This is a genomic window from Nonomuraea sp. NPDC002799, assembly GCF_053592075.1.
In genome coordinates this window covers 59,881-75,275 of record NZ_JBSFVA010000005.1, presented here as the reverse complement: position 1 = coordinate 75,275, position 15,395 = coordinate 59,881, and the positions used below count along the sequence as shown (strand labels likewise).

The following is a 15,395-nucleotide window of genomic DNA, read 5'->3' as shown; positions in this document are numbered from 1 at the left end:
GGTGGGGTGCCGCCGCGCGCCCGTGGAGTGGGGTCTCGGGCGCGCGGCGGAGGGCTCGGCTCAAGGTGGGCGGGTGTGCCGAGCCCGCGAAGGTCAGCGGAGTGCGGGTGTCCGCTTGACCAAGCTGACGCCATCCACCGGGACCGGGGATGGCGGGTCCGCTGAGGACCGTGTCGAAGGGGCTCCGGCGCTCGCGCCAGGCGTCGCTCGGTGGGCCCGATCCGAGATTACCGCCATCAGGGAGTGCCCGATCCCCAAATATCGGAACTTAGTACGGGTAAATCAGTGTTCGGCCCATATTCCGCGTACGTGCCCGATGTGCTCCGCCATGATCTGCCCCACGGCCGCGCCGTCCCCGATCTTGAGCGCGTCGAGCAGCGCGAGGTGCTCCCTGGCCGAGTCGCCCAGCGAGCCGCGCTCGGAGAGCTGGGACAGGCCGTAGAGCCTGGCCCGGTTACGCAGGTCGCGCACCACCGACACCAGGTGGGCGTTGCCGGACAGGGTCAGCAGCTCGACGTGGAAGCGCAGGTCGGCGTCGACGTAGGCGAGCAGGTCGCCGCGCTCGCTGGCCGAGACGATCTCCTCGGCGATGGGCCTGAGCCGCTCGAACTCCTCCGCCCGCGAGCTGTCGGCCAGCCTCGCCGCGGTGGGCACCTCGATGAGCTGCCGGATCTCGGTGAGCTCGTCGAGATCGCGGTCGGACAGCTCGGTCACCCGGAAACCCTTGTTGCGCACCGCCTCGACCAGGCCCTCCTTGGCCAGGTCGAGCATGGCCTCGCGGACCGGGGTGGCCGAGACGCCGAACTGGGCGGCCAGCACCGGCGCGGAGTAGACCACCCCCGGCCGCATCTCACCGGTGATCAGCGCTGCGCGCAGCGCGTGCGCGACCTGCTCGCGCAGGCTCTGCCTCTCCCCCACCATCGGCAGGTCGAGCCGGTCCTCGGCAGCCATCCGCCCATCCCTTCCTAAGTCCAGGCCTCATAAGCGGCGGCCGCGACCACGAGATCCTCCCACGCCATGCCCGTGCTCTTGAACACGCGCGGCCCAGGACCCGCGGCCACCCTTCCGGCGACCAGCTCGGCGAGGTTGCCGGCGAGATGGCCGGTGGTGATCGTACCTTGACGCAGGGGGATGACCACATCTCCGGCCTCCTCCAGCGCGGTCGCCCTGGCCTCGACGACCACGGTGGCGCGTGCGACGAGGTCGCCGTCGAGCTCGCGCGCCCCGGGCTCGTGCGAGCCGACCGCGACGACGGTGACACCGTCGCGGGCGAGCTTACCGGGGAACAGCGGCCGCCTGGCGGTCGTGCAGCAGGCGATGAGATCCGCCACCGCCACCGCCCCGGCCACCGCCTCGGAGACGTCCGCCGTACCCGTCGCCGCGCCCGCGCCGCCGGCCTCGGCGATGGGCTCGCCGGCCAGCGCGCGGGCGGTCAGGCCCAGGTCGCGGCAGCGGCCGGCCAGCGCCTCCGCGCGGCCCGGGTCGCGGGCCACCACCGTCACCTCCGTGACGGGCCGCACCGCGCGGAACGCCAGCACGTGCCCCCAGGCCTGCGGCCCGCTGCCGAACACGACCAGCTTCCCGCCGGCGGAGTCGGCCAGATGGCGGACGGCCAGCGCGGAGACGGCGGGGGTGCGCAGCGAGGTGAGCGCGATGCCGTCCATGGCGGCCAGCGGCGTCAGGGTGTCGCCGTCGAGCAGCAGGTACGTCCCCTGGACCCGGGGCAGCCCGCGCGCTGGGTTGCCGGGCGCGATGCTGACGGCCTTCACGCCCACGTAGCCGCGCGTGGCGGCGGGCATGAGCAGGAGCTGGCCGGCGGGCACGGCCACGACCGGGCGTTGCGGCGTCGCCTCCGGGTCGAGCCCGGCGCGCAGCGCGTCCTCCAGGAGGTCCACGGCCCGGCCGACCGGCACCAGCCGCTCCAGTGTGGCGGCGTCGAGATAGGGCAGCTCGCTCATCGCAGCACGAACCCCTTCGGGAACGGGTCGCCGGGATCGAGCTCGAAGACGTGCCTGCCGGTGCGGTAAGCCATGCCGTCGATCTCGACGATGACGCCCGCGCCGGTCTCGGCCACGGCCCGTGCCACGAAGCGGCTGCCGACGATGCCCTGGTGGATCATGTTCCCCGCGTGGCCGCCGGCGTGCAGCAGCGCCGTCCTGGCCGCGGTGCCGGAGCCGCACGGTGAGCGGTCCACCTCGCCGTCGGCGAACACGGTGACGTTGCGCTGGCGCGCGATCCCGTCGACGTCCGGCAGCTCGTCGTGGAAGATCACGCCGTAGACGCCGGACAGCCGCTCGTCGGCAGGGTGCTCGGCGGCGGGATGGCCGGCCAGCCCGGCCTTGACGCGGGCGGCGTGGCCGATGAGGGCGTTCAGGTGCCGCGGCTCGACCGACAGGCCGAACGCCGAGGCGGGCACCGAGGCGTAGACGGCCCCTCCGTAGGCGACGTCCACGGTGACGCCGGCGACCCGGACGTCGCGCGCGATGACGTAGGAGGGGACGTTGACGAAGGTCACGGCCTCGACGCGGCCCCCGGCCGTGCGCACCCGGGCGGTGACCCGCCCGGACGGCACGTCGACGACCACGTCCGTGTGACCGTCGGGCTCCGCCTCGACCAGCCCTTCGTGCACCGCGTAGACGCCCAGCGCGATGGTGCCGTGGCCGCAGGCGGTGGAGAAGCCGTCCTTGTGCCAGAACAGCGCCCCCAGGTGCGCGCCCGGGTCGTCGGGCGGGACGAGGAAGCAGCCGTACATGTCGGCGTGCCCGCGCGGCTCGTGGCACAGCAGCCGCCGCACGTCGTCGAAGTCCGCGATGGCGGCGGAGCGCCGTGACAGGACGCCGGCGCCCGGGATCTCCGGCACGCCGCCGGTGACGATCCGGAACGGCTCCCCGGCCGTGTGGTAGTCGACCGTGGTGATCACCGCTCGCGGTCCCCTCACAACTCGAACCCGGCGGGGAAGGGGTCGCGCGGGTCGAGGAAGTACTGGGCGGTGCCGGTGATCCAGGCGCGGCCGGTGATCGACGGGACGACCGCGGGGGTGCCGCCCACGGAGGTCTCCTCCAGGAGCCGGCCGATGAACCGGGTCCCGATGAAGGACTCGTTGACGAAGTCGCGGCCGAGCGGCAGCTCGGCCTTGGCGTGCAACTGCGCCATGCGGGCGCTGGTGCCGGTGCCGCACGGCGAGCGGTCGAACCAGCCGGGGTGGATGGCCATCGCGTGACGCGAGTGGTGGGCGTCGGAGCCGGGGGCGGCGAAGTAGACGTGGTGGCAGCCCCGGATGCGGTCGTCCTCGGGGTGCACGGGCTCGTCGGCGGCGTTGACGGCCTCCATGGTGGCCAGGCCGGCGGCGATGATCTCGTTCTTGGCCTTGCGGTCGAAGGGCAGGCCGTAGGCGTCGAGGTCCACGATGGCGTAGAAGTTGCCGCCGTAGGCGAGGTCGTACGGGATCCGCCCGAAGCCCGGCACGGTCACGGCGGCGTCGAGCCTGTCGCAGTAGGAGGGCACGTTGCGCAGCGTCACCGACATGGCCATGCCGTCCTTGACGGCGACGTCCACCTCGACGAGGCCGGCGGGCACCTCCAGGCGCAGGGTGGTGACCGGCTCGACGACCTCCACCATGCCGGTCTCGACCAGCACGGTGGCGACGCCGATGGTGCCGTGCCCGCACATCGGCAGCAGCCCCGACACCTCGATGAACAGCACGCCGAAGTCCGCGTCGGGCCTGGTGGGCGGCTGCAGGATGGCGCCGCTCATGGCGGCGTGGCCGCGCGGCTCGCTCATCAGCAGGGTGCGCACGTGGTCGAGGTGGTCGCGGAAGTGCACGCGCCGCTCGGCCATGCTCGCGCCCGGGATCACCCCGATGCCGCCGGTGATCACCCGGGTCGGCATGCCCTCGGTGTGGGAGTCGACGGCGTGGAAAACGCGGTTGGTCCTCATCGCAGCCCTTCTGCCAGTGCCTTCTCGGTCGCGGCCCGCACCACGACGGCCTGCTCGGCGGTCAGCGGCTGCCTGGGCTGCCTGCACGGCCCGCCGTGGCGGCCCGCGAGGTCCATGGACAGCTTGATGGCCTGCACGAACTCCGTCTTGGAGTCCCAGCGCAACAGCGGATGCAGCCTCCGGTAGAGGGGCAGCGCGGTGTCCAGGTCACCGGCGACCGCGGCGCGGTAGAGAGCGACACTGGCGGCCGGCAGCGCGTTGGGGTAGCCGGCGATCCAGCCTACCGCTCCCGCCACGGCCAGTTCGAGCAGCACGTCGTCGGAGCCGATCAGCAGGTCGAGCTCGGGGGCCAGCTCGGCCAGCTCGTACGTCCGCCGCACGTCCCCGCTGAACTCCTTGACCGCCACGATGAGCCCCTCCTCGTGCAGCCTGGCCAGCAGCGCGGGAGTGAGGTCCACCTTGGTGTCGAAGGGGTTGTTGTAGGCCACGATCGGCACGCCGGCCTTGGCGACCTCGCGATAGTGCGCCACGACCGCCCGCTCGTCGGCCCGGTAGGCGTTCGGCGGCAGCAGCAGCACCGAGCCGCAGCCGGCCGCGCCCGCCTGCTCGGCCCAGCGGCGCGACTCGGCGGCGCCGTACGCGCCGGCTCCGGCCATCACGTTGGCGCCGCCGACGGCCTCGACGGCGGTCTCGATCACCTGGACGCGCTCCTGCGCGGTGAGCGTCTGGTATTCGCCGAGCGAACCGTTCGGCACGACGCCGTCGCAGCCGGCCGCGACCAGCCAGCGGCAGTGCTCGGCGTAGCCGTCGAAGTCGACGGAGAGGTCCGCGCGCAGGGGCAGCGCGGTGGCCACCATGACGCCGTGCCAGGGCTTGCTGCGGTGTTCCATCGGGAAGTCCTCCAGGTAGGGGGTCAGTGAGCGGGGAGATCGTCGGCGGCGCGGCTGAGGGCGTCCAGCGTGATCGGCTGGGCGATCGGGCGGCGGGGCGGCTGGGGCCGCTCCCCGGCCAGGCAGGAGACGGCGTAGCCGCAGATGCGGCCCTGGCACCAGCCCATGCCGGGCCTGGCCAGCAGCTTGATGGAGCGCGCGTCGGTGGCGCCGAGGGCCTGCGCCTCGCGTACGCGCGCCAGCGGCACCTCCTCGCACCGGCACACCAGCGTGTCGTCGCGCAGCCAGCCCTGCCAGCCGGGCTGGACGGGGTAGGCCCGGTGCAGCGCCGCGCCGAACGCCCGCCACCGCTCGCGCCTGCGGGCGAGCACGCCGTCCGCCGGGAGGTCCGCGCCGCGCGCGTCGGACACGACGGACCGGCCCGCGATGCGTCCCTCCAGCTCCGACAACCGCCGGCCGCCGACGCCCGTGGGCTCGCCCGCGGCCCAGACCCCGGGAACGCCGGTGCGCTGCCCGCCGTCCACGCTGAGCACGGGACTGCCGTCCGCGTCGTGCCGGGTCTCGCAGCCGAGCTGGGTGCCGAGCTCGATCTGCGGGACGAACCCGTAGCCGGTGGCCACGGTGTCGCAGGCGACGACGCGGGTGGCGAGAACGTTCCAGTCCCGGTCGAGGCGGGCCACGGTGGCGGCCTCCACCTCGCGCTCGCCGTGGACCGCGACGACCGCCTGCCGCGTCCGGTAGGGCACCCGGTGCCGGGCCAGGCTCGCCGCGTACGCCGCCGCCTCCCCGGCCTTGCCCAGGGCCAGCAGCGGATGCCTGGCCAGCCCGAGCCCGCCGTTGGCCTCGAACACGCCGAGCACCCGCGCGCCGGCGGCGGCCAGGCCGGAGGCCACGGGCAGCAGGAAGGGCCCGGTGCCGGAGACCACCACGCGCCGGCCGGCCACGACGCCGTCGCCCTTGAGCAGCGCCTGCGCGCCGCCCGGGGTCAGCACGCCGGGCAGGTCCCAGCCGGGGAAGGGCAGCGGCCGGTCGTGCGCGCCGGTGGCGATCAGCAGCCGCCGCGCCCGCACCGTGACCGGCTCGCGCCCGGAGATCAAGCAGTGCACCAGGAGGTCGCCGTCCGGCTCGCGGGAGACGTGCCACACCTGGTGCCGCAGCAGCAGGTCGGCCCGGTCGCCGAGGTCGCCGGCCAGCCGCAGGAACCGGTCCAGGCCGGGCGCCTTGCCGGGCGTGGCGGAGTGGCGGAAGTACTGGCCGCCGAGCCGGGCGGCGGAGTCGGCCAGCGCCACGCGGAGCCCGGCCCGCGCCGCCGTGAGCGCGCCGGCCACCCCGGCGGGCCCGCCGCCGATCACCATCAGGTCGTAGGTCATGACGTGGTCACCTCGTCACCGGGCGCGGCCTCCAGCAGGCAGGCCCGCTCGGGCGCCCGGCCGTTGACCGTGATCAGGCAGTCGAAGCAGACGCCGATCCCGCAGAACAGCCCTCTGGGCCGCCCGCCGAACCGGGTGTCACGCCAGGAGCGGATCCCGGCCGCGTGCAGGGCCGCCCCGATCGTCTGGCCGGGCACGACCGGGACGGGCCGGCCGTCGATCGTGATGTGGAAGGTCAACGGGACTCCTCACGGGAGGTGGCGGGCCGGCTCATGAGGGCTCCTCGGCGAAGCGTTCCGGGCGGAAGGGACGCAGGTCCAGGCCGGGCGAGACACCGGTGAGGAGCTGCGCGATGAGATGGCCGGTCGCCGGGGCCAGGCCGATGCCCGCGCCCTCGTGACCGCACGCGTGGTAGAGGCCGGGCACGCGCGGGTCGGCGCCGATGACGGGCAGGTGGTCGGGGCAGTAGGGCCGGAACCCGCAGTAGGACCTGATCGCGCGGACCTCGCGCAGCTCGGGGAAGAGCGCCACCCCCTGCGCGGCCAGCTTGGCCAGCACCGGCACCGACGTCGTCCGGTCGAAACCGACCCGCTCCCTGCTGGCCCCGATGAGCACGGTGCCCGCCGGGGTGGCCTCGACGACGGCCGACGTCTCCAGGTCGGCCGAGTCGCTGGCCACGTTGGTGACGTAGGCGGCGGTGTAGACCTTGTGGTTGATCAGGGGCCGCGTCAGCGGCTCCGTGACGAGGATGAAGCCGCGGCGGGGCAGGATCGGCAGGTGCACACCCGCGAGCGCGGCCACCTCGCCGCCCCACGTGCCGGCCGCGTTGATCACCGCGCCGCCGAGCACGTCGCCGTCCGTGGTGCGCACGCCGCTCACCCGCTCGCCCGACCGGATGAACCCCGTCACCGTGGTGCCCAGGCGCAGCCGGAGCGCGCCGTGGCCGAAGGCGTCGGCGCCGTGCCGGAGCAGGCGCGCGGCCGCGAGCATGGGCTGCACCTGGGCGTCCTGCGGGTAGAACACGCCACCGGCCAGGCCGTCCACCAGGTGCGGCTCGTAGTCGCGCAGCTCGGAGCCGGCCACCAGGGTGTGCTCGACCTCCTGCTTGCCCGCCAGCTCCGCGAGCCGCCGCCGGACCTCGGCGGTCTCGGCGACGACCAGCCCGCCCTTGGCCTCGAACTCGAACCCGCCGTGCCCGGCCAGCGAGCGCCAGAGCCGGTTCGACAACAACGCCAGCTCCAGCTCGGGGCCGGGCTCCTTGTCGGAGACCAGCACGTTGCCCTCGCCCGAGCCCGTCGTGCCGGCCGCCACGGGCCCCCGGTCGACCACGGTCACATCGAGCCCCGCCCGCGCGGCGTAGAAGGCGCAGGCCGCCCCCACCACTCCGGCGCCGACGACGATGACGTCGGACATCCCCACCTCCCGACAGTAATATGTCACATACCCTCAGGCTTTGAGAAGCCCGTTACGGGACCGGCGGGCCGGGCCCTTACCATCGATGACGTGAAGCTACCCACCGACCACGCCAACCCTCTCGTGCGCCGCCTGTCGTCCTGGGCGCCTGCCATGCGCTCGATGCGGGCCTGGGCGATGGCTTCCGTGGTGGTCAACGCGGGCATCGCGGTGACCGGCGCGGGCGTGCGGGTCACGGGCTCGGGGCTGGGCTGCCCCACCTGGCCCCAGTGCACGCCGGACAGCTTCATCCCGGTCGCCCATCCCGAGATCTCGATGCTCAACATGCTGGTCGAGTTCGGCAACCGGCTGCTCACGTTCCTGGTGCTGGCGGTGGGGGTCGGGTGCGTGCTGGTGGCGCTGCGGATGGCGCCGCGCCGGCGCTCCCTGGTGCTGCTCGCGGGGCTGCAGCCGCTGGGGGTCCTGGCCCAGGCCCTGTGGGGCGGGCTGGTGGTCAGCACCATGCTCAACCCGTTCACGGTCGGCATGCACTTCCTCATCTCCAGCGGCCTGGTCGCCGCCTGCTGGATGCTCTACGCCCGCGCGGGCGAAGGCGACGGGCCCGCCCGGCGGGTGGCGCACCGCGACGTCCGCCGGCTCGGCTACGTGCTGCTCGCCGCGGTCTTCGTGCTGCTGGTGGCCGGCGTGGTGGTGAGCGGCACGGGGCCGCACTCCGGTGACGTGATGGCCTCGCGCTTCGACCTCGACATCGAGGCGGTGGCGCGGCTGCACGCCGACATCGTCTACGTCGTGGTGGGGCTGACGTTCGCGCTGCTGTTCGCCCTCCACCTGACCAAGGCGCCGCGCCCGGCCCGGCGGGCGGCGCTGGCGCTGTTCGGGGTGGAGCTGGCCCAGGGCGTGATCGGCTACACGCAGTACTTCCTGGCCGTGCCGGCCGCGCTGGTCCTGCTGCACGTCCTCGGCTCGACGCTGGTCTGGATCGCCGCGCTCAGGGTGGTCACCTCGCTGCGCACCCGCACCCCCGAAACCGCCCCCGCCGCCCACTCCCCCACCGAAGCGGCCGCCACCGTCTGAGGTGGTATGCCAGGCTATGGGGAGCTAGGTCCGCTCCTCCCCCGGCCGTAAAGGGTGCGCTTTGTTGGGAAAAGTCCGCCCCACTCGAAAAGGGCTGCGCCGGACGTACCAGGGCCTGGTGGCGCTCAGCGTGCTCGCGCTCGCGCCCATGACGTGGGCCTGGCTGAGCAGCTCGGCGCACCGGGTGGCGGCCGAGGGCGACGGCTGGCTCGCGCGGGTGCCGGTGGCGCAGGCGGCGCTGGTGCTGGGCGCGGGCCTGTACGGCACGCAGCCCACGCCGATGCTGGCCCGCAGGCTCGACATCTCCGCCGAGCTCTACCACGCGGGCAAGGTGCGGGCGCTGCTGCTGTCGGGCGACAACAGCCGCAAGGACTACGACGAGCCGACCGCCATGCGCGACTACCTGCGCGCCAAGGGGGTGCCCGACGCGGTCATGGTGCTCGACTACGCCGGGTTCGACACGTGGGACTCGTGCGTGCGGGCACGCAAGGTGTTCGGGGCGCGGCAGGTGACCGTGGTGACGCAGGAGTTCCACCTGCCGCGGGCCGTGACGCTCTGCCGAACGGCGGGGCTGGAGGCCTTCGGCGTGGGCGACGACTCGACCGAGCAGTTCGCCTCCACCACCTACACCTACGCCGCCCGCGAGCTGTTCGCCACCGCCAAGGGGCTCGCCGACTCCCTGGTGCTGCACTCCGACCCGATCTACCCGGGCCCGCGCGAGGTCTCGCTCACCCGCATCCTGGATCAGCCGGGCGCGTAGCCGCGGGGCCGTCCCTGAAAGATCAGCCGGGCGCGTAGCCGGGGGGCGGGCTGCTCCTGGGCACCGACCGGGTGTGCGCCGACGGCACGGGGAAGTCGGCGCGGGCGGTGCTCATGCACTCCAGCAGCGCCCGCTGCTCCTCGTGGAAGGTCTGCTCGCCGACCATGTGCCGGCCCGCCCGCTCGTGCAGCAGCCCCAGCTCGGTGGCCGCGAGCTGGTAGTCGCGCATCGCGCGCAGCCCCCGCTTGCCGCCGTAGAGCTTGGCCCACTGCCGGGCCTGACGCCGCCGGGCGAAGGCCGACAACATGTGGATGTCGGCCTGGGTGACCAGCTTGGTCGGCTCGTACGGCGGCAGGTAACGCTGGATGAGGGCGACGATGCGCCGCCGGTCACGGAAGACCACGCCGATGAGCACGACCAGGACCAGCAGCAGCACGAGGTAGGCCACCACGAGCCCGGGGAAGCCGCCGTAGGAGGCCAGGCCGTTCCACAGGCCGTGCAGGATCATCGCGCCCGACCAGCCGGCCAGCACGTAGAAGATGCGCTCGGAGCCCGAACGCTGGGCCGCGTAGGCGACGCCGACCCCGATCATCGAGCTGAACAGCGGATGCGCCAGCGGCGACAGGATGCCGCGCAGCACCACCGTGACCGCCAGCCCCTTGACCCCGGCCTCGGAGTTGAGTGCGGCGAGGTAGTAGCTGACGTTCTCGCTCATGGCGAAGCCCAGGCCGACCATGCTGGCGTAGATGATGCCGTCGGTCGGCCCGTCGAGCTCGGCCTGGCGGAACTTGAGCAGGCCCAGCAGCACCACGCCTTTCATCGTCTCCTCGACCACGGGCGCGCCGAACGTGGCCGCGAGGTTGCGGGCGCTGGCCTCCGACAGCCGGGCGGTGTCGATGATGTAGTGCAGGTTGAGTGAGTTGATCACGCCCGCCACCAGCACGGCGATGCCCGCGCCCCAGGCGAAGGCGAAGATCAGGTTGCTGCGCGGCTCCGGCTCCATCCGGTCCAGCGCCAGCACCGCCGCCAGCAGCAGCGGCACCGGCGCCAGCGCCAGCATGAGCGCGATGAAGAACTGCACCGGAGCGCCGTTGAGCACGTCGAAGGAGAAGGAGACCAGAGCGCAGATGCCGGTGAGGACCAGCCCGATGATCAACGTGAACGACGGGCGGTCCTTCAACACCCAGCGTGGATCACGGGTCGCCATACGGTGACTTTAACGGATCAGAGTGCCGGGGTCCGTGCGGGTCTGCGCAGTGCGGATCGAGCCCTGGCAGGCCGTGATCGACCTGGAGGGTGGTGTGGCCGATGTCGAACCGCTGGTGCAGCAGGTCGGCGAGACGCGTGCGCACGCGGTGGCAGTCGGCGCCCTTGGCCACGATCACGTGCGCCGACAGCGTGGGGTACCCACTCGTCACCGTCCAGACATGCAGGTCGTGCACCTCCTCCACGTCCCGGTCCGCGGCCAGGACCGCGCCGATCTCGTCGGGGTCGAGGTCGCTGGGCGCCGCCTGGAGCAGGACGCGGCCCGAGTCGCGCAGCAGCCCCCAGCCGGCCTTGAGCATGAGCGCGGCCACGACGAGGGCGGCGATCGTGTCGGCCTGCCGGAAGCCGGTCAGCCAGACCACGACGCCCGCGACGGCCGTGGCGATGAAGGCGTACATGTCGTTGAGCACGTGCTGGAAGGCGCCCTCGACGTTGAGGCTGCGCCGGTTCGCCTTCGACAACAACCAGGCGGCCAGCGCGTTGACGGCGATGCCGGCCACGGCCGTGACCACGACGACCGGCCCCGACACCTCCGGCGGCTCCAGGAGCCGGCGCACGCCCTCGTAGACGAAGTAGGCGACCAGCAGCAGCAGCGTCACGCCGTTGATCTGCGCGGACAGGATCTCGGCGCGCTTCCAGCCGAAGGTGTAGGCGCCCTTGGCGGGCCTGGCGGCGATGCGCATGGCGACCAGGGCCAGCGCGATGGCGCTGGCGTCGGTCAGCATGTGGGCGGCGTCGGAGATCAGCGCGATCGAGTTGGCGATCACCCCGGCGACGACCTCGACGACCATGAAGCCGGCGATGAGCACCAGCGCGCCGATCAGATAGCGCTTGTCGGCCTCCGGCCCGACCGCGTGGCCGTGGCCATGCCCATGGCCACGGGCGTCACCGTGGTCGTCGCGGCGGCCGTGATCTCCGCTCATCCGGTCTCCCTCAGATGCTCCCGGCTCAGGTCGAGCAGCATGCGGACGTGGGCGTCGGCGAGCCGATAATAGATCATCCGGCCGGCCCTGCGGCTGGCCACGATGCCCGCCGTACGCAGCAGGCGCAGCGCGTGGGAGACCGCCGTGTCGGTCACCTCGACCGCGTCGGACAGGTCGCACACGCACAACTCCCCCGCCTCCAGCAGCGCGTACAGCAACCGGGCCCTGGTCGGGTCGCCGAGCAGGCGGAACAGCTCGGCCAGCCGCGTGGCCTCATCAGGGGTCACGAGGCGGTCACGGGTGGCCGCGACCCTGGCCGCGTCCGGCTCCTGCGCCACGCACCCGTCCAGTCCCGCGACAACATCTGAAGAGCTATTCATATGTGCACTATAGGAGCAATCCGGCAGAGCGGGCAAAGACCAGAGCCCGCCTGGGCGGGCGTCTCGGTCAGGACAGCAGCGGGTCGATGGCCACGGCGAGGAAGAGCAGCGCCAGATAGGCGTTGGACCAGTGGAAGAAGCGCATGGGCCGCAGGTCCACGCCGGTCTTGCCGGCGTTGAGCCGGGCCAGCAGGCGGTAGACCTCCCACAGGCACATGACGCCGAGCACGGCGGCCACGACGGGGTAGAACAGCGTGGTGCCGGCCACCGGCCACAACGCCAGCGAGCACAACACGGTCGCCCACGTGTAGGCGATGGACTCCAGGACGACCCGCCGCTCGGTGGCCACCACGGGCAGCATCGGCACCTTGGCCGCCGCGTAGTCCTCCTTGTAGCGCATGGCCAGCGTCCAGGTGTGCGGCGGCGTCCAGAAGAAGACCACCCCGAACAGCACCAGCGGCGCCCAGTCGAGCCGCCCGGTGATGCCGGCCCAGCCGATCATCACCGGCATGCAGCCCGCGATGCCGCCCCACACGATGTTCTGGGCCGTGCGCCGCTTGAGCAGCATCGAATAGACCAGCACGTAGAACAGGATCGCCGCGAGCGACAGCAGGGCGGCCAGGCCGTTGGTGGTGACCCACAGGCCAAGGGTGGACAAAATTCCGAGCACGATCCCGAAGATCAGCGCGCCGCGCGGCGACACCTGGTGTCTGGCCAGGGGCCGGCGGCGGGTGCGGCGCATCTTCTGGTCGATGTCGCGGTCGACGTAGCAGTTGAGCGCGTTGGCGCTGCCCGCCGATAGGGTGCCGAACACCATGACCGAGATGGACGTCCACAGCGGCGGCAGGCCGCCGGCCGCGAGGAACATCACCGGCAGCGTCGTGATCAGCAGCAGCTCGATGATCCGCGGCTTGGTGAGGGCGATGTAGGCCTTCACGGTCATGCCGATCGACCGCGGCGCCTTCACCTGGGGTGACGGGGCCGTGGCCTGCCTGTTGGTCAGCACCGTCAAGGCGCTTCCAGCCTGTGCGGAGTCAACGCGTAACCTCTGATAGAGCGGATCCTTGGATGGGCGCCGTGACGCCCCTGCGAACAACCAAACTGTAGTCGCAGGGTCGGCCGGTCCGGCCAATGGGGGGCTTGCGCCATGCATGGACTCGCGAGGGTGGAATGGGAATCGATCGCCAGCTCCACTCGGTTAGGGTCCCGTGTGGGCGGGATCGCCAACCGGCATAACCAATGACAACTAGACTCCGGAGACCGAGCACTTGAGCACCGAACTCGTGCCAGCCCTTGAATGGACCGACCTGGACAAGCAGGCGGTCGACGTCGTTCGAGCCCTGGCGATGGACGCAGTCGAGAAGGCGGGCTCGGGACACCCCGGCACCGCCATGAGCCTGGCTCCCGCCGCGTACCTGCTGTTCCAGCGCGTGATGCGCCACGATCCGACCGATCCCGACTGGGCCGGGCGCGACCGGTTCGTTCTGTCGTGCGGCCACACCAGCCTGACGCTCTACATCCAGCTCTACCTGTCGGGCTACGGCCTGACGCTGGACGACCTGCGGCGGCTGCGCCAGTGGGACAGCCTGACGCCGGCCCACCCCGAGCACGGTCACACGGCGGGTGTCGAGACCACGACGGGCCCGCTGGGCCAGGGCCTGGGCAACGCGGTCGGCATGGCGATGGCGGCCCGCCGCGAGCGCGGCCTGTTCGACCCGGACGCCGCGGCCGGCGCCTCGCCGTTCGACCACACCATCTGGTGCTTCGTCAGCGACGGCGACGTCGAGGAGGGCATCACCCACGAGGTCAGCGCCATCGCCGGTCACCAGAAGCTGGGCAACCTCGTCGTCGTCTACGACGACAACCACATCTCCATCGAGGACGACACCCAGATCGCCAAGTCCGAGGACGTGCTCAAGCGCTACGAGGCCTACGGCTGGCACACCGAGAGCGTCGACTGGACCGCCTCCGGTGACTACGTCGAGGACGTCGACGCCCTCTACGACGCGCTCGCGGCGGCCAAGGCCGAGACCGACCGGCCGTCGTTCATCCGGCTGCGCACGATCATCGGCTGGCCGGCGCCCAACAAGCAGAACACCGGCAAGATCCACGGCGCCGCCCTCGGCGAGGCCGAGGTCGCCGCCACCAAGGAGGTCCTGGGCCAGGACCCGGCCAAGACCTTCGACGTGCCCGCCGAGGTGCTCAAGCACGCCCGCGAGATCGCCCAGCGGGGCCGCGCCGAGCACGCCGAGTGGGAGAAGGGCTACACCGCCTGGCGGCAGGCCAACCCGGAGCGCGCCGCCGAGTTCGACCGCATCTCCCACCGCGTGCTGCCGGACGGCTGGGCCAAGGCGCTGCCGTCGTTCGAGACGGGCGGCTCGGTGGCCACCCGCAAGGCCTCCGGCGAGGTGCTGAGCGCGCTCGCGCCGGTGCTGCCCGAGCTGTGGGGCGGCTCGGCCGACCTGGCCGAGTCCAACAACACCACGATGAAGGGCGAGCCGTCCTTCATCCCCGAGGAGTTCCAGACCAAGGAGTTCCCGGGCAACCGCTACGGCCGCACGCTGCACTTCGGCATCCGCGAGCACGGCATGGGCGCGATACTCAACGGCATCGCCCTGCACGGCGGCACCCGCCCGTACGGCGGCACGTTCCTGGTCTTCTCCGACTACATGCGCCCGGCGGTGCGCCTGGCCGCGCTGATGAAGCTGCCGGTCACCTACATCTGGACGCACGACTCCATCGGCCTCGGCGAGGACGGCCCGACCCACCAGCCGATCGAGCACCTGTGGGCGCTGCGCGCGATCCCCGGCCTCGACGTGGTCCGCCCGGCCGACGCCAACGAGACCGCCTACGCGTGGAAGACCGTGCTGGAGCACACCGACCGGCCCGCCGCGCTCGCGCTGACCAGGCAGAACCTGCCGGTCTACGAGGGCACCAGCGCCGACGGCGTGGCCCACGGCGGCTACGTGCTGCGCGAGGCGTCCGACGGCCAGCCGAAGGTCATCCTCATCGCCACGGGCAGCGAGGTGCAGGTGGCGGTGGACGGCCGCGAACTGCTGGAGGCGCAGGGCATTCCCACGCGAGTGGTCTCCATGCCGTGTGTCGAGTGGTTCAAGGGGCAGGAATCCGCATACCGGCAGACCGTTCTGCCCTCGTCGATCAGGGCTCGCGTCGCGGTCGAGGCGGGCATCGCGCTCGGCTGGCACGAGTTCGTCGGCGAGTGCGGCGAAGTGGTCAGCCTCGAACACTTCGGCGCCTCGGCCCCGTACAAGACTTTGTACGAGCAGTTCGGGCTGACGGCGGAGCGCGTGGCGGCTGCGGCCAGGGCGAGCCTGGCCAAGCTGGGTCAGGACAAGGGCGAGACGACGGGAAACTGAAGACAC

At 72.5% G+C, this 15,395-nt stretch carries 15 protein-coding genes; 3 read left to right on the top strand and 12 right to left on the bottom strand.

Translation table 11 applies throughout. The features are described 5' to 3' along the window. Nucleotides 1-282: 282 nt before the first annotated feature. Genes ACWD0F_RS11835 through ACWD0F_RS11800 form a run of 8 tightly spaced genes read right to left on the bottom strand, consistent with a single transcriptional unit; the run spans nt 283 to nt 7,609 of the window. Nucleotides 283-951: a GntR family transcriptional regulator gene (locus ACWD0F_RS11835; RefSeq protein WP_449874411.1), complete on the bottom strand. Its 669-nt coding sequence runs from the start codon at nt 949-951 to the stop codon at nt 283-285. Between the two features lie 14 nt (nt 952-965). Further along, nucleotides 966-1,958, bottom strand: a complete 993-nt coding sequence (locus ACWD0F_RS11830) for an ornithine cyclodeaminase family protein (protein ID WP_449874409.1) — start codon at nt 1,956-1,958, stop codon at nt 966-968. Continuing rightward, nucleotides 1,955-2,920: a proline racemase family protein gene (locus ACWD0F_RS11825; protein ID WP_449874407.1), complete on the bottom strand. Its 966-nt coding sequence runs from the start codon at nt 2,918-2,920 to the stop codon at nt 1,955-1,957. Before ACWD0F_RS11825 ends, ACWD0F_RS11830 begins: the two co-directional genes overlap by 4 nt. A gap of 14 nt (nt 2,921-2,934) precedes the next feature. Beyond that, nucleotides 2,935-3,936 carry a proline racemase family protein gene (locus ACWD0F_RS11820; RefSeq protein ID WP_449874405.1) on the bottom strand — a complete coding sequence of 334 codons (1,002 nt, stop codon included), beginning with the start codon at nt 3,934-3,936 and terminating at the stop codon, nt 2,935-2,937. Continuing rightward, nucleotides 3,933-4,826, bottom strand: coding sequence for a dihydrodipicolinate synthase family protein (locus ACWD0F_RS11815; protein ID WP_449874403.1), 894 nt, complete (start codon nt 4,824-4,826; stop codon nt 3,933-3,935). The genes ACWD0F_RS11820 and ACWD0F_RS11815 overlap by 4 nt, the downstream gene beginning before the upstream one ends. 23 nt (nt 4,827-4,849) lie before the next feature. After that, nucleotides 4,850-6,196: an FAD/NAD(P)-dependent oxidoreductase gene (locus tag ACWD0F_RS11810; RefSeq protein ID WP_449874402.1), complete on the bottom strand. Its 1,347-nt coding sequence runs from the start codon at nt 6,194-6,196 to the stop codon at nt 4,850-4,852. Next, the gene (locus ACWD0F_RS11805) at nt 6,193-6,435 is read right to left on the bottom strand and encodes a (2Fe-2S)-binding protein (protein WP_449874401.1); all 243 of its coding nucleotides are present in this window, start codon (nt 6,433-6,435) and stop codon (nt 6,193-6,195) included. Before ACWD0F_RS11805 ends, ACWD0F_RS11810 begins: the two co-directional genes overlap by 4 nt. Before the next feature lie 31 nt (nt 6,436-6,466). Then, nucleotides 6,467-7,609, bottom strand: a complete 1,143-nt coding sequence (locus ACWD0F_RS11800; protein ID WP_449874399.1) for an NAD(P)/FAD-dependent oxidoreductase — start codon at nt 7,607-7,609, stop codon at nt 6,467-6,469. A 90-nt stretch (nt 7,610-7,699) separates the two neighbouring features. On the opposite strand from ACWD0F_RS11800, the gene ACWD0F_RS11795 reads away from it, so the two are divergent. Both ACWD0F_RS11795 and ACWD0F_RS11790 read left to right on the top strand, forming a co-directional pair. Then, nucleotides 7,700-8,683 carry a COX15/CtaA family protein gene (locus tag ACWD0F_RS11795; RefSeq protein WP_449874397.1) on the top strand — a complete coding sequence of 328 codons (984 nt, stop codon included), beginning with the start codon at nt 7,700-7,702 and terminating at the stop codon, nt 8,681-8,683. Nucleotides 8,684-8,747: 64 nt separating this feature from the next. Continuing rightward, a complete protein-coding gene (locus ACWD0F_RS11790) occupies nt 8,748-9,443 on the top strand; it encodes a SanA/YdcF family protein (RefSeq protein WP_449874395.1) in 696 nt (231 codons plus the stop codon). A gap of 22 nt (nt 9,444-9,465) precedes the next feature. On the opposite strand, the gene ACWD0F_RS11785 is transcribed toward ACWD0F_RS11790, so the two are convergent. The 4 genes from ACWD0F_RS11785 to ACWD0F_RS11770 form a co-directional block, all read right to left on the bottom strand. Continuing rightward, on the bottom strand, nt 9,466-10,650 hold the full coding sequence (locus tag ACWD0F_RS11785; RefSeq protein ID WP_449874394.1) for a PrsW family intramembrane metalloprotease: 1,185 nt from the start codon (nt 10,648-10,650) through the stop codon (nt 9,466-9,468). Next, nucleotides 10,637-11,632, bottom strand: a complete 996-nt coding sequence (locus ACWD0F_RS11780; protein WP_449874392.1) for a cation diffusion facilitator family transporter — start codon at nt 11,630-11,632, stop codon at nt 10,637-10,639. Before ACWD0F_RS11780 ends, ACWD0F_RS11785 begins: the two co-directional genes overlap by 14 nt. Continuing rightward, the gene (locus ACWD0F_RS11775; RefSeq protein ID WP_449874390.1) at nt 11,629-12,012 is read right to left on the bottom strand and encodes an ArsR/SmtB family transcription factor; all 384 of its coding nucleotides are present in this window, start codon (nt 12,010-12,012) and stop codon (nt 11,629-11,631) included. The genes ACWD0F_RS11780 and ACWD0F_RS11775 overlap by 4 nt, the downstream gene beginning before the upstream one ends. 67 nt (nt 12,013-12,079) lie before the next feature. Next, nucleotides 12,080-13,024, bottom strand: coding sequence for a heme o synthase (locus ACWD0F_RS11770; protein WP_449874388.1), 945 nt, complete (start codon nt 13,022-13,024; stop codon nt 12,080-12,082). 271 nt (nt 13,025-13,295) lie between these two features. On the opposite strand from ACWD0F_RS11770, the gene tkt reads away from it, so the two are divergent. Continuing rightward, a complete protein-coding gene (gene tkt / locus ACWD0F_RS11765) occupies nt 13,296-15,389 on the top strand; it encodes a transketolase (protein WP_449874386.1) in 2,094 nt (697 codons plus the stop codon). Nucleotides 15,390-15,395: the final 6 nt, after the last annotated feature.

Bases quoted from the DNA above. Each gene is read 5' to 3' on its own strand.
- ACWD0F_RS11820 (WP_449874405.1), bottom strand. From the start codon at position 3,936: ATGAGGACCAACCGCGTTTTCCACGCCGTCGACTCCCACACCGAGGGC.
- ACWD0F_RS11780 (WP_449874392.1), bottom strand. From the start codon at position 11,632: ATGAGCGGAGATCACGGCCGCCGCGACGACCACGGTGACGCCCGTGGC.
- ACWD0F_RS11800 (WP_449874399.1), bottom strand. From the start codon at position 7,609: ATGTCCGACGTCATCGTCGTCGGCGCCGGAGTGGTGGGGGCGGCCTGC.
- ACWD0F_RS11775 (WP_449874390.1), bottom strand. From the start codon at position 12,012: ATGAATAGCTCTTCAGATGTTGTCGCGGGACTGGACGGGTGCGTGGCG.
- ACWD0F_RS11835 (WP_449874411.1), bottom strand. From the start codon at position 951: ATGGCTGCCGAGGACCGGCTCGACCTGCCGATGGTGGGGGAGAGGCAG.
- ACWD0F_RS11785 (WP_449874394.1), bottom strand. From the start codon at position 10,650: ATGGCGACCCGTGATCCACGCTGGGTGTTGAAGGACCGCCCGTCGTTC.
- ACWD0F_RS11815 (WP_449874403.1), bottom strand. From the start codon at position 4,826: ATGGAACACCGCAGCAAGCCCTGGCACGGCGTCATGGTGGCCACCGCG.
- ACWD0F_RS11810 (WP_449874402.1), bottom strand. From the start codon at position 6,196: ATGACCTACGACCTGATGGTGATCGGCGGCGGGCCCGCCGGGGTGGCC.
- ACWD0F_RS11830 (WP_449874409.1), bottom strand. From the start codon at position 1,958: ATGAGCGAGCTGCCCTATCTCGACGCCGCCACACTGGAGCGGCTGGTG.